Genomic DNA, 12,944 nt, shown 5'->3' with positions numbered 1-12,944 from the left:
ACATTGTCGCAAAACCAATAAAGCTTGCGACGCTTTAGCGAAGTTTGTATCCCGCCTCGCAAGTTGTCTGTTAACTCAGCGGCTACTGCAACGTGGTATTTTACGCTTCTTAAAAAATTTTTGTGCAGAGCAACGTAAAAATGCTCTTATAAATTAAGAAATGCTGTTAAGAATATTTCGCTTCTTCTCCATCTTCCCCCTGCCAATCCTGCATGCCCTGGGCGTGGGTCTCGGCTGGCTGGTCTACCTGCTCTCCCCTTCCTACCGGCGCCGCATGCGCGCCAATATGAAACAGGCCGGGTTCGGCGAACACCTGGGCAGCGCCGTGGGGGAAGCGGGCAAGGCCATTGCCGAACTGCCGTTCATCTGGTGCGCCGACCCGCAGCGCGTGACCGACCGCGCCACCGTCGAAAACTGGGGCCTGGTGCAGCAATACCTCGATGCCGGCAAGGGCATTGTCTTCCTGACCCCGCACCTGGGCTGTTTTGAGATCACCGCGCAGGAAATCGCCCACCGCACCGAGCTGATGGTGATGTACCGTCCGCCCCGCAAGGAAGCGATGAAGCCGCTGATCGAGGGCGCCCGCGCCCGCAAGAACCTGTTGCTGGCGCCTGCCAATATGGGCGGCGTGCGCATGCTGGCCAAGTTCCTGAAGAAAGGCCAGCCGATCGGCCTGCTGCCCGACCAGGTGCCGCAGGAAGGCGAAGGCGTGTGGGCCGATTTCTTCGGCCGCACTGCCTACACCATGACCTTGCCGGCCAAGATGGCGCAGCTGGGCGATGCCGTGATCCTGATCGTCTACGCCGAACGCCTGCCGGGCGGCAAGGGCTATGTGGTGCGTTTCGTGCCGTTCGAGGGCTCGCTGGAAGGCGATTCCGCCGCCCAGGCGCGCGCCATCAACGCTGAAATGGAGAAGCTGATCGCGCGTTGTCCGGCCCAGTACTACTGGAGCTATAACCGCTACAAAGTGCCGGCCGGCGTGACCGGTCCGGGCGCCGCGGCGCAGGAGGCATCGGCATGAGGCTCCTGCTGGGGATGATGTGGTTGCTGCACTGGTTGCCGCTGCCGGTGCTGGGCCGCATCGGCAAGGCCGTTGGCAACCTGCTGTTTATCGTGATGGGACCACGCCGCGAGATCGCGCTGACCAACCTGCGCCTGACCATGCCGGAATTGACGGAGGAACAGCGGCGTGGCATCGCGCGCCAGCACTTCCAGGCCTATTCGCGCAGCGTGCTGGAACGCTCGATCCTGTGGTGGGCCTCCGAACAGCGCCTGCGCAGGCTGATCAAGGTGGAAACCAGCGACGGCATGGCGCCCGGCAAGGTTCCGGTTGCCGAGATGACGGAAAAGCCGACCATCCTGCTCTGCCCGCATTTCGTTTGCCTGGACGTGGGCGGCGCCTCGATCGCCATGGAAGCGTCGGCATCGTCGATGTACGTCGCGCAAAAAAACAAGGTCTTCGATGAAGTGTTGCGCGCCGGCCGCGCGCGTTTCAAGCCGGTCAGGCTGTTCACGCGCCAGGACGGCATCAAGCCCATCCTGCGCGCGCTGAAGGAAAAGCTGCCTTACTTCATGCTGCCGGACATGGACTTTGGCGACAAGGATGCGGAATTCGTGCCCTTCTTCGGCGTACCCGCCGCGACCTTGACCGCTACTGCGCGCATCGCCGCGGCAACCGGCGGCCAGGTGATGCCGGTGATCGCCACTTTCCTGCCCAATTACGAAGGCTACCGTGTGAAGTTCTATCCGGTGTGGGAGAATTACCCAGGGCCCGACATGGTCGCGGCAACGCGCCGCATGAATGAATTTATCGAAGAACGCGTCAAGGAAGCGCCGGCCGAATACTTCTGGACCCACAAGCGTTTCAAGACCCGCCCGGATGGCCAGCCTTCTTTCTATTCAAAGAAAAAATGAAACTCAAATTCACCAAGATGCACGGCGCAGGCAATGACTTCGTGGTCATCGACGCCATTAACCAGAAAATCGATTTCAGCCCCGCCCAGTGGCAAGCACTGGCCGACCGCCGGTTCGGCGTCGGTGCGGACCAGATGCTGGTGGTGGAAAAGTCGAGCGTGCCGGGTTGCGATTTCCGCTACCGCATCTTCAACAATGACGGCGGCGAGGTGGAACAGTGCGGCAATGGTTCGCGCGCCTTCGTCAAGTTCGTGGTCGAAAAAGGCCTGACCGCGGCACGCAAGATCAGGGTGGAAACGCTGGCCGGCATCATCGAACCGCGCCTGGAGGATAACGGCAGCATCACGGTTGACATGGGCGCCCCTGTGCTCGATCCGGCCCAAGTGCCGTTCGATGCGGAGGGCTTGCAGGGCCAGCCGGAAGGCCGCGAAACCCTGTGGCCGCTGGTGCTCGAACTGGGCGGCCAGCGCGAAGCGGTGCAGGTGTCGGTGGTGTCGATGGGGAACCCGCACGCGGTGCAGGTGGTGGCTGACGTCGACAGCGCGCCGGTGGAGCTGGTGGGGCCGCTGATCGAGCACCATCTGCGCTTCCCCAAGCGGGTGAATGCCGGCTTCATGCAGCTGGTGAACCGCCAACACGTCAAGCTGCGCGTATTCGAGCGCGGCGCCGGCGAGACGCTGGCTTGCGGCACCGGCGCTTGCGCGGCGGTGGTGGCAGGCATTCGTCGCGGCTTGCTCGATTCGCCGGTGCGGGTTGACGCACGCGGCGGGCAATTGTCGATTGCGTGGGCGGGCGAGGGCCAGCCAGTTTACCTGACCGGGCCGGCCGTGACCGTCTTCGAAGGCGAGATCACGATCTGAAACCGGTAAACCTGGGTCAGACCCTGGGGTCTGACCCAGGTTTACCGGTTCTCAAGCAGCCGCCATCATGTCGGCGCCCAACCAGCTCTTGAGCCGGTACAGCCGCTGCCGGTAATTTCCTTCCATATCCGCATCCACCTGCTCGAACAGGCGCACGATGCGGTCCAGCTTCTGCCGCTCCGCCGCGGTGCGCACCAGCACCAGGCGGCGCTTGCTGCGGCCATAACTGGCGCGAATATCGACCACCAGGCAATGCCCCTGGTCGGCCGCCTTCACGTCCAATAGCAAAGCTTCGGCGCGCGTCAGGCGGAACAGGGCCGCCAGCTCGATGCGCGCCGCCAGCAATGGCTGGCTGCTAAGGATTTCACGCGTCAGCAACGGCAACAGCGGATCGGCCCAGCCTGCCGGCGGTGGCGGCGGCGCGATCCGGTCCAGTGCCTGCTGCGCCTCGGCGCTGCCCTGGGCTGCCGCCTTTTGCAGCCAGAACACGGCCCGCACATCATTGTCCTCGGCGCCACGGCGCGCGCGCCAGGCATGGATGCCGCATTCCAGCTGCGCCCCGCTATGCCCCATGTCCGCCGCCCGTTCCAGGCAGGCCTGCGCCTCGCTCGCGCTGCGCTGGGAGAACTCGGGGCGGATATAGATGCGCGACATGGCAAACCAGGCATCGGCCAGCCCTTGCTCGCCGGCCTGGGCCAGCCAGCGCAGGGCGCGCTTGAAGTTGACTGTGCCGCTGCTGGACTCGACCCGGTCGCCCTCGCTGTTCATGCGGGCCAGGTGCAGGCCCAACGCCAACTGGGCATCGCGGTCGCCGCCCTGGGCTGCCATGGTACGCAAGCGCAGCAGCTCGTCCTGGTCGGCATCCGGCTCGGCCTCCAGCGCGCGCCAGGCATCGGGCACACTGGACGGCACCTCGCGGCCCGGCACCGCGCGCGGCATCGCTGGCGCGGCGGCCTGGCGCGGCTGGCCCGTCGCGGCTGGCGGCGATGGATCGACGCGTCGCAGTTGCGCCAGCACGAGCACCGCCGCCGGGATACCTTCCTGCGCGGCGCGCACGAACCACTGCAATGCCTGGGCCCGCGCAGGCTGCGCGACTTCGAAGGGGATGTTGGCGCCAATCAGTTGCCAGGCTTCCTCCACGCCCTGGGTCGCGGCGCGGCATAGCCAATGCAAGGCTGTCGGCATGTTCCGTGGCAGGCTGGCCCCGCCAAAAAGGTAGAGCTTGCCCAGCGCTAACTGGGCTGCGGCGTCTCCTGACCGCGCTCCCCTGATAATCACCAGCTCGTCTCGATTTGCCATCGATGTATCCGGTTCCAAGGAATAAGCTGCATGTCCAGTGTAGCCGCACCACTCTGCGCTGGCGCATGACTCCCGGACTTTTTGATATGTGACAAATGTGACAGCCCTAGCTTTCGGCTTCCTTACAGCTCTTTCACTAAATGAACAGGCTGGCAAGCGTTTCAAAAATACAACAGCACTGGACGGTTTTGACCCTTTTTCGTGCAGGTAGATGACCAATCGGCCCGGATACGGCGCTGTCTGCACTTATCGTATAAGCATCCCTGTACCCGGTTTGACTCATAAAAAGGAAGAACACATGAAGAAATCGTTATTGGCCCTGGCCTTGATGGGCGCCTTCAGCAGTGCCGCCTTTGCCCAATCCTCGGTCACAATTTATGGCACGCTGGATGCCGGCATTACCAAGACGACCCATACGGCCAATTCCGCCGTCCAGGAAGCCAAGCGCGACAACAACAAGCTGGGCTTCCGCGGGGTGGAAGACCTGGGCAGCGGCCTGAAGGCGCTGTTCCAGCTGGAGATCCGCTTCGAGCCCGATACCGGCACCATTGAAGGCGTGACCCGTCCGCTGTTCCAGGGCCAGAGCCGGGTCGGCCTGCAAGGCGGCTTCGGTACCATCCGCGCCGGCCGCGCATTGACTTCCCTGCAGGAAACCACGACCCAGTTCGAGCCATGGTCCGGCATGCCGAACCCCGCCGGCTTTCAGACCGACATCATGGTGGCGGGCTACCGCACCGCCCTGTCGGGCAGCGGCTCCGATCCTCTGGGCATTGCCGGCAATTCCGGCAACCGCTTCTCCAACGCCATCTGGTACAACACGCCGGTGTGGAATGGCTTCCAGCTCAATGTGAACATCGGCAGCAAGGAAAACAATGGCCTGACGACTCCGATTGTCGGCCGCGGCACCGCAGCGGCGCCGCAGTATCCGGTGGGCTCGCTGGCCGGCGCCTATCCGTATTCGGTCAGCGCTACGTACATGGCGCCGGGCACGCTGCCGCAGTGGGCGATCTACGCCGGTACCGAACGCAATGCCACCGAAGTCAAATGGCATTCGATCGGCGCTTATTACCGCCCGATTCCTGACCTGAAGCTGATGGCCAACTACGGTAAACAGGACCTGGGCCATATCCTGGCCAGCAATGACGGCATCACTTCATGGATGCTGGGTGCGAACTACACTGTCGGGCCGGGCAAGTTCCTGATCGGCTATGGCCAGAAGGACCCGGATGGGCAGCTGAAGACCAAGCAGTTCTCGGTCGGCTATGAATACAGCTTGTCGCCGCGTACCTATCTGTACCTGGACCTGTCGCAGAAGAAGCTGCCGCTCACTGCGACGGCGACTTCGGATACCAACCAGAATCATTACGCGCTGGGTATTCATCACAATTTCTAAAACCGGTAAACCTGGGTCAGACCCAAGGGGCTGACCCAGTCTGCTCTTCCGCCGCGGGTTGAGTGTCAGACCCTTGGGTCTGACACTGGTTTACCGGTTTGGATCGGTTAAAATGTCCACGCCTGCAACATTCGATGTGACATCAACAATGACCGACACCCTGGATTCCGCAATCGTCGCGCAGTACCTGGCCGACAATCCCCACTTCTTCGAAGAACACGCCAATCTGCTCGGCGACGTCAGGCTGTCCAGCCCACTGACCGGGCGTGCGGTCTCGCTGCAGGAACGCCAGATGGAAGTCATGCGCGACAAATACAAGGCGCTGGAATTGCGCATGGCAGAACTGACCCGCCACGCGGAGGCCAACGCCGCCATTGCCAACCGCTTCCACAGCTGGAACCAGGCCATCTTGCAAACCCGCGACGATGCCGAAGTGCCGCGCGCCATCGTGCAAGGCCTGGTCGACAGCTTCCAGGTGCCGGCCGCGACCCTGCGCCTGTTCAACGTGAGCGACGAATTCGCCGGCGCATGGTTTGCCAGCGGCGTCTCCGAGGATGCCCGCCTGTTCGCCAACAGCCTGTTGACGCCTTACTGCGGCAGCAACAACGATTTCGAAGCGGTGCGCTGGCTGGACGATGCGGAGCGCATCAAGTCAACGGTCATCCTGCCGCTGCGCAAGCCCGGCGCCAAAGGCCCGGCCTTCGGCCTGCTGATCATGGGCTCGCCGGACCCGGAACGCTTCACGTCCCTGATGGCGACCGATTTCCTGGTCCACATCGGCGAAACAGCCAGCGTTGCCCTGGCGCCCCTGCTGGCCTAGCATCAAGGCCGACCCTTCCATGAGCGGCGCCGGCAAGCTCGAACAGGCCGACGCCTACCTGGCCCACCTGGCCGCCCAGCGCAAGCTGTCCGCGCACACGGTCGCGGCTTACGGGCGCGACCTGCGCGAGCTGGCCGCGCTGTCCGACGGCAAAGCCTGGGACGCCCTCAGCCACTTCGATATCCGGCGCTACGCGGCCCAGCTGCATAGCCGCGGCCTGGATGCGCGCAGCATCGCGCGCAAGCTGTCCGGCTGGCGCGGCTTCTTTGCCTGGCTGGGCCAGCACAGCGCGCTGGCCGCCAATCCGGTGGAAGGCGTGCGCGCGCCCAAGCGGGCCAAGACCTTGCCCAAGGCCCTCTCGGTCGACGATGCGGTGCAGCTGGTGGCGCCTGCCATGCCGGCTGCCGATGCTGGCGAGCCGGCCCGCCTGTGCGACCGCGCCATGTTCGAACTGCTGTATTCGAGCGGCCTGCGGGTGTCCGAACTGGCCAGCCTGGACCGCGAATTCCGCAAGGCCGGCGATGGCCAGCCCGCATCGCTGGGCTGGCTGGAACTGGGCAACGCGGAAGTCGTGGTGACCGGCAAGGGCAACAAGATGCGCCGCGTGCCGGTCGGCAGCGCCGCCCTCGATGCCCTGCAACGCTGGCTGGCGGTGCGCCCGGCGCCGGCCGATGGCAGCAATGCCCTGTTCGTCAACGAGCGCGGCAAGCGCGTCACGCCGCGCGTGGTGCAGCTGCGGCTGAAGGCCCACGGCATCCGGGCCGGTGCGCCGGTCGCGGTGCATCCGCACATGCTGCGTCATTCGTTTGCCTCGCACGTGCTGCAATCCTCGGGCGACCTGCGCGCCGTGCAGGACATGCTGGGCCACGCCAGCATCACTTCGACCCAGGTGTATACCGCCCTTGATTTCCAGCACCTGGCGCTGGTCTATGACAAGGCCCATCCAAGGGCTAAAATTAAATAGCCGGGAACTTGATCCCGCTCAAGTTTGCCCATTTGCCAGCATTTCCAGAATTCCGGCATAATCGACCGATTCCAAATGCTTCTCGTACGACTATGGCAATGATTCCCACCACTATCCTGACCGGCTTTCTTGGCGCCGGCAAAACCACGCTGCTGAACCGCATCCTGCGTGAAGAGCATGGCATGAAGATCGCCGTGATCGAAAACGAGTTTGGCCAGGAAAATATCGACAACGAAATCCTGGTGCAGGAATCGCGCGAGCAAATCGTGGAAATGAATAACGGCTGCATCTGCTGCACCGTGCGCGGCGACCTGATCGTCGGCCTGAGCGATTTGGCCAAGCGCCGCGCCGCCGGCGAAATCGAGTTCGACCGCGTCGTGATTGAAACCACCGGCCTGGCCAATCCCGGCCCGGTGGCCCAGACTTTCTTCATCGACGAGGAAGTAGGCGCTAACTACCTGCTCGACGCCGTGGTCACGGTGGTCGATGCGCGCCACGCCATGCAGCAGCTGGACGAGCACGAAGAAGCGCAGCGCCAGGTCGGCTTTGCCGACAAGATCCTGCTGTCCAAGACCGACCTGGTGGATGCCGCCGCCGTCGATGCACTGACTGCCCGCCTGAAGCGCATCAACCCGCGCGCGCCGATCAGCCGTTCCGATTTCGGCAAGGCGCCGCTGACCGAGGTGCTCGACCTGCGCGGCTTCAACCTGAATGAAAAGCTGGAAATCGATCCCGACTTCCTGGCCGAGGACCTTCACGATGGAAGCGAGCACGACCACGAACATGGCCATGTGCACGACGAGCACTGCGGCCATCACGATCATCACCACGCCCATCATACCGACGATATCGCGGCCTTCGTCTTCAAGAGCGAACGCCCGTTCGACCCGGCCAAGCTGGACGAATTCCTGGGCGGTCTCGTTGATGTGTACGGTCCTCGCATGTTGCGTTACAAAGGCGTATTGTTGATGCAGGGCGCAGAGAGGAAAGTAGTGTTCCAGGGCGTGCACCAGTTGATGGGCAGCGACCTGGGTGCAAAATGGGGTGAAAACGAGACACGGGCAAGCAAAATGGTGTTTATTGGCAAAAATCTCCCAAAAGACATCTTTATTACTGGCCTTGAACAATGTTTGGTATAAACTAAGGCGTTTTTTTGACGCCACCCAAGCAGAAATTTGAAAACTCTGTCGTATCGAAGGTAAGCGAAGTCATGACAAAAGCAAATAAATCGACCCCCGCCGCAGAAGTCCTGCTCACCGAAGAAGAAATTCTGAAGATGAGCGACAAGGACTATATGAATCCGGCCCAGATGGCGTTTTTCAAGAACAAGCTGCAGAACCTTGAAAAAGAATTGCTGAAGAACGCTGGCGAAACCACCGAACACCTGCGCGAAACCGTGCTGGTGCCGGACCCCGCCGACCGCGCCACCATCGAAGAAGAGCACGCATTGGAACTGCGTACCCGTGACCGTGAGCGCAAGCTGCTGAAGAAAGTGCAGCAATCGATCGCGGCGATCGACAATAACGACTATGGTTATTGCGAGGAGACCGGCGAACCGATCGGCATTCCACGCCTGATCGCACGTCCAACGGCTACCCTGTCGCTGGAAGCACAGCAGCGCCGTGAGCTGAAACAGAAGCTGTACGGCGACTGAACTGCCACAAATCGAGAAAAAGCACGCTTAGGCGTGCTTTTTTCTTTTCTTTACACGTACGGTACGCCCTTATAATTTTCCGTTGGGCTACACTAGTGATCCTATGGGACTGTTCTCCATTTTCAAAAAAGGCAAGGTTGACGAACGCGCCGTCGAAACAGACGATGCGGACGCTGCACGCCTGGCCGCGAACAGCGAACTGGAGCGTCAACGCGCGCAACAGTCGGACCTGCAACGCGAAATCGCCCGCGCCACCGCCATGAAGATCGATGCCATCGAGGCGGCGATGGCTGCGGACATCTTCAACGAACCGGAGCCGGCCTGGGCCCGCAAGCCGCGCACGCTGCAGCCAGCTGCCGCCGCTGCCGCCAATGATGGCGCCACCCTGCCCCTGCTGGACCAGTACACCACCGAACTGCTGGGCGACGAGGATATGCCGCTCGAAGCGGCGGCCGCCGAAAGCGCGCCGATCGTGGAAGAGATCGCGATCCTGTATTCCAACGGCCAGGCCGAAGTGGCCGAACAGATGCTGCTGGGCAGCCTGCCCGACTCGGCGCAGGACCGCACTGTCTGGTGGATGCTGTTCGACCTCTACCAGGTACTGGGCCGCCAGGAATCGTTCGAGAACGTCTCGATCGACTACGCCAGCCAGTATGAAACCTCGCCGCCGTCCTGGGTCCCGCCCGCCAGCGCGGACAGCAAGGCCCCGGAAGTAACGCGCGGCTATTCCGGCGTGACCCCGACCCTGGGCCTGGCCGGCATCCTGAACGCTTCCGTCGCAGCCCAGCTGGAGCGGCTGGATGGCATGGACCAGAAGCAGCCGCTGCGCCTGGATTTCTCGCGCGTCAACGGCGTCGACCCGGAAGGCTGCGCCCTCCTGCTGGCGGCCCTGAAGAAGGTGCAGGCCGCTGATCGCGACCTGATCGTGGTCGGTGCCGCCGAGCTGGCGGAGCAGGTTCGCTGCATCCTGACCATCGGCAACCGCGATGGCGGAGAAGCGCCGTGGCTGCTCTACCTTGAACTGCTGCGCCTGCTGAACCAGGAAAAGGAATTCGAAGAAGCCTCGATGGATTACTGCGTCACCTTCGAGGTATCGCCACCGCCTTTCGTCGCGCCAAAGAAGGTTGCCAACGCACCACGCCAGGCCACGGCGGCCGCTTCCGACCGCTTCATGCTGCCGGCCGTGATCGAAGGCGACATCGGCACCCTGCTGACGGCCATCGACGCCTATGCCAGCGAAAACCAGGTGGTGGTCTTTGACTGCGGCCGCCTGGCGCGCATGGAATTCGGCGCCGCCAGCGCCCTGCAAAGCAAGGTGGCGGAACTGGCAGGCGCCAGCCGCCGGGTCGAGTTCCGCGACCTGAACCATCTGGTGGCAGCACTGATGCGCCTGCTGGGTTATGCTGATATAGCGCGGCTCTTCCCTCACAAGTACTGATCAGTTGAATTTTGGGGCTTCGGCCCCAAAGTACCGCGTTAATCCCCAACAAAGGTATTAACATGGAACAATTTCACGGCACTACCATCCTGTGCGTGCGTCGCGGCAACGATGTCGCGATCGGCGGCGATGGCCAGGTCACGCTTGGCAACATCGTCATGAAGGGCACGGCGCGCAAGGTGCGCAAGCTGTACCAGAACAAGGTCCTGTGCGGCTTTGCCGGCGGCACCGCCGACGCCTTCACCCTGCTCGACCGCTTCGAAGCCAAGCTGGAAAAACACCAGGGCAACCTGCTGCGCGCCTCGGTCGAGATGGCCAAGGACTGGCGCACCGACCGCGTCTTGCGCCGCCTGGAAGCCATGCTGCTGGTGGCCGACAAGGATTCCACCCTGGTGATCACCGGTAACGGCGACGTGCTGGAACCGGAAGGCGGCATCGGCGCCATCGGCTCCGGTGGCAGCTATGCCCAGTCGGCTGCCAAGGCCCTGATCGAGAACACCGACATGTCCCCAAGCGAAGTCGTGAAGAAGTCGCTCACCATTGCTGGCGAGCTGTGCATCTACACCAACCTGAACCACATTATCGAGACCCTGGACCCAGCATGAACATGACCCCTCAAGAAATCGTCGGCGAACTCGACAAGCATGTGGTCGGCCAGGGCAAGGCCAAGAAGGCCGTTGCCATCGCGCTGCGCAACCGCTGGCGCCGCCAGCAGGTGGAAGAACCGCTGCGCCATGAAATCACCCCGAAGAACATCCTGATGATCGGCCCGACCGGCGTCGGCAAGACCGAGATCGCACGCCGCCTGGCCAAGCTGGCCGACGCGCCGTTCATCAAGATCGAAGCCACCAAGTTCACCGAAGTCGGCTACGTGGGCCGCGACGTCGACACCATCATCCGCGACCTGATCGAGATCGGCGTGAAGCAGACCCGCCAATCGGAAATGGCCAAGGTGCGCGCGCGCGCGGAAGATGCGGCGGAAGACCGCATCCTCGACATCCTGTTGCCGCCGCCGCGCGACTTCGGCTTTGCCAATGCCTCGGCCGAGCCGCGCACCGACGACGCCACCCGCCAGACTTTCCGCAAGCGCCTGCGCCAGGGCGAGCTCGACGACAAGGAAATCGAGATCGAACTGGCCGAGCAGAACCCGACCATGGAAATCATGGCGCCGCCGGGCATGGAGGAAATGACCGAGCAGATCAAGTCCATGTTCTCCGGCATGGGCGGCGGCCGCAAGAAGGCGCGCAAGGTCAAGATCAAGGAAGCCATGAAATTCCTGCTGGACGAGGAAGCGGCCAAGCTGGTCAACGAAGACGAGATGAAGAAGAAGGCGCTCGCCAACGTGGAGCAGAACGGCATCGTGTTCCTGGACGAGGTGGACAAGATCGCTTCGCGCTCGGAGGTGGGCGGCGCCGACGTCTCGCGCGCAGGCGTGCAGCGCGACCTGCTGCCGCTGGTGGAAGGCACCACGGTCAACACCAAGTACGGCATGGTGCGCACCGACCACATCCTGTTCATCGCTTCCGGCGCCTTCCACCTGGCAAAACCGTCGGACCTGATCCCCGAGCTGCAGGGCCGCTTCCCTATCCGCGTTGAGCTGGAGTCGTTGTCGATTGCGGACTTCGAGCGTATCCTGACCAGTACCGACGCCTGTCTGACCAAGCAATACCAGGCCTTGCTGGCGACCGAAGGCGTGCAGCTGGAATTCGCGCCGGACGGCATCAATCGCCTGGCGGAGATTGCCTTCCAGGTCAACGAGCGCACCGAGAACATCGGCGCACGCCGCCTGTACACGGTGATGGAAAAGCTGCTGGAAGAGATCTCCTACACGGCGACCGAAACCGGCGACAAGAACCTCACCATTGATGCAGCCTATGTGAACCAGCGGCTGGATGCGCTGGCCGTCAACGAAGACCTGTCACGCTACGTACTGTAATGGCTAACAAGCAACTGGCGACGCGGCAGAAGATGCGGATCCGCGTCGAGCCCTCGCAACACTTTGGCAAGCCCCGCAATCCGATTGCGGCGCTGGCCAAGGCGCGCGCCGCGGGGCCGCACGACAAGAGCCGCACCACCGCCGACCGCCAGTCTGCCAAAAAGCTGATCGACAAGAAGCTGTCCGGCGCCGACAACGAATAGCGCCGCCTTTCCGCCAACCAGCGCCGGCAATTACAGTGCGCGATAAATCAACCTGCTGTTGACGCGTTTGGCCACGCCATGCTCGAAAGTGACGATGACCCGGATCTCGTCGTGAAATCCGATGCTGTCCGCACCTTTCCCGGCGTGGACGGCGACCAGCGTCTGCACCTTGCCGGCGGCAACCGGCTGGTAGTTCAAGCTGAACTTCTGAGCCTTCAAGTAATGCTCGACCGTTTCTTGCGATTGGCCCGCTGCGATATATTTTCTGGCAATTTCGGAAATGTCTGCGCTTGCTTCCTTATTTGTCGAGCGGAATTCTTTTACCTCATCGACAAACTCGGCTGCCATGGCGCTGCCCTGGCACATGAAGATGAACACGGCGGCGGCCGCTAAAAGCCTGCTTTTCATAATAGAGTTCTTTCCCACACGAATATGATGGCTGGGGAGGCAGTTACCCCTGAGC

Annotated in this window: 14 protein-coding genes; 12 read left to right on the top strand and 2 right to left on the bottom strand. The window is 62.5% G+C overall.

Annotated features, from left to right (window positions below):
- Positions 1–160 precede the first annotated feature (160 nt).
- From ACN9MU_RS03550 to dapF, 3 genes are read left to right on the top strand one after another with little or no spacing between them, the layout of a single operon-like run.
- On the top strand, positions 161–1,021 hold the full coding sequence (locus tag ACN9MU_RS03550; RefSeq protein ID WP_426167559.1) for a lysophospholipid acyltransferase family protein: 861 nt from the start codon (positions 161–163) through the stop codon (positions 1,019–1,021).
- Complete coding sequence (locus ACN9MU_RS03545; protein ID WP_426167557.1) at positions 1,018–1,914, top strand: lipid A biosynthesis acyltransferase; 897 nt, start codon at positions 1,018–1,020, stop codon at positions 1,912–1,914. Before ACN9MU_RS03550 ends, ACN9MU_RS03545 begins: the two co-directional genes overlap by 4 nt.
- Positions 1,911–2,774, top strand: a complete 864-nt coding sequence (dapF, locus tag ACN9MU_RS03540) for a diaminopimelate epimerase (protein WP_426344172.1) — start codon at positions 1,911–1,913, stop codon at positions 2,772–2,774. The genes ACN9MU_RS03545 and dapF overlap by 4 nt, the downstream gene beginning before the upstream one ends.
- Positions 2,775–2,825: 51 nt before the next feature.
- Here the strand turns inward: dapF and ACN9MU_RS03535 are convergent, their stop codons facing one another.
- The gene (locus tag ACN9MU_RS03535) at positions 2,826–4,073 is read right to left on the bottom strand and encodes an SEL1-like repeat protein (RefSeq protein ID WP_426344171.1); all 1,248 of its coding nucleotides are present in this window, start codon (positions 4,071–4,073) and stop codon (positions 2,826–2,828) included.
- 298 nt (positions 4,074–4,371) lie between these two features.
- Here ACN9MU_RS03535 and ACN9MU_RS03530 point away from each other — a divergent pair, with 298 nt between their 5' ends.
- The 9 genes from ACN9MU_RS03530 (at position 4,372) to ACN9MU_RS03490 (ending at position 12,481) form a co-directional block, all read left to right on the top strand.
- Positions 4,372–5,466: a porin gene (locus ACN9MU_RS03530; protein WP_426344170.1), complete on the top strand. Its 1,095-nt coding sequence runs from the start codon at positions 4,372–4,374 to the stop codon at positions 5,464–5,466.
- Between the two features lie 148 nt (positions 5,467–5,614).
- Positions 5,615–6,286, top strand: coding sequence for a DUF484 family protein (locus ACN9MU_RS03525; protein WP_426167549.1), 672 nt, complete (start codon positions 5,615–5,617; stop codon positions 6,284–6,286).
- Positions 6,287–6,305: 19 nt separating this feature from the next.
- Positions 6,306–7,250, top strand: a complete 945-nt coding sequence (locus ACN9MU_RS03520) for a tyrosine recombinase XerC (RefSeq protein WP_426344866.1) — start codon at positions 6,306–6,308, stop codon at positions 7,248–7,250.
- A 92-nt stretch (positions 7,251–7,342) separates the two neighbouring features.
- The gene (locus ACN9MU_RS03515; protein ID WP_426167545.1) at positions 7,343–8,389 is read left to right on the top strand and encodes a CobW family GTP-binding protein; all 1,047 of its coding nucleotides are present in this window, start codon (positions 7,343–7,345) and stop codon (positions 8,387–8,389) included.
- Positions 8,390–8,460: 71 nt separating this feature from the next.
- The gene (dksA, locus tag ACN9MU_RS03510; RefSeq protein ID WP_057265949.1) at positions 8,461–8,904 is read left to right on the top strand and encodes an RNA polymerase-binding protein DksA; all 444 of its coding nucleotides are present in this window, start codon (positions 8,461–8,463) and stop codon (positions 8,902–8,904) included.
- Positions 8,905–9,007: 103 nt separating this feature from the next.
- Complete coding sequence (locus tag ACN9MU_RS03505) at positions 9,008–10,342, top strand: STAS domain-containing protein (protein ID WP_426320530.1); 1,335 nt, start codon at positions 9,008–9,010, stop codon at positions 10,340–10,342.
- 62 nt (positions 10,343–10,404) lie between these two features.
- Entirely contained in the window at positions 10,405–10,947 is a 543-nt protein-coding gene (gene hslV / locus ACN9MU_RS03500; RefSeq protein ID WP_426167541.1) for an ATP-dependent protease subunit HslV, read from the top strand.
- The gene (hslU, locus tag ACN9MU_RS03495; RefSeq protein ID WP_426167539.1) at positions 10,944–12,278 is read left to right on the top strand and encodes an ATP-dependent protease ATPase subunit HslU; all 1,335 of its coding nucleotides are present in this window, start codon (positions 10,944–10,946) and stop codon (positions 12,276–12,278) included. The genes hslV and hslU overlap by 4 nt, the downstream gene beginning before the upstream one ends.
- Positions 12,278–12,481, top strand: a complete 204-nt coding sequence (locus ACN9MU_RS03490; protein WP_426320528.1) for a hypothetical protein — start codon at positions 12,278–12,280, stop codon at positions 12,479–12,481. Before hslU ends, ACN9MU_RS03490 begins: the two co-directional genes overlap by 1 nt.
- A 30-nt stretch (positions 12,482–12,511) precedes the next feature.
- Here the strand turns inward: ACN9MU_RS03490 and ACN9MU_RS03485 are convergent, their stop codons facing one another.
- The gene (locus tag ACN9MU_RS03485) at positions 12,512–12,889 is read right to left on the bottom strand and encodes a hypothetical protein (protein ID WP_426344169.1); all 378 of its coding nucleotides are present in this window, start codon (positions 12,887–12,889) and stop codon (positions 12,512–12,514) included.
- Positions 12,890–12,944 lie beyond the last annotated feature (55 nt).

Origin of the sequence: Pseudoduganella sp. R-32 (assembly GCF_049913245.1) — a bacterium.
GTDB lineage: Bacteria > Pseudomonadota > Gammaproteobacteria > Burkholderiales > Burkholderiaceae_D > Rugamonas.
The sequence above is the reverse complement of the archived record's forward strand: the minus strand, read 5'-3'. Positions and strand labels throughout refer to the sequence as shown.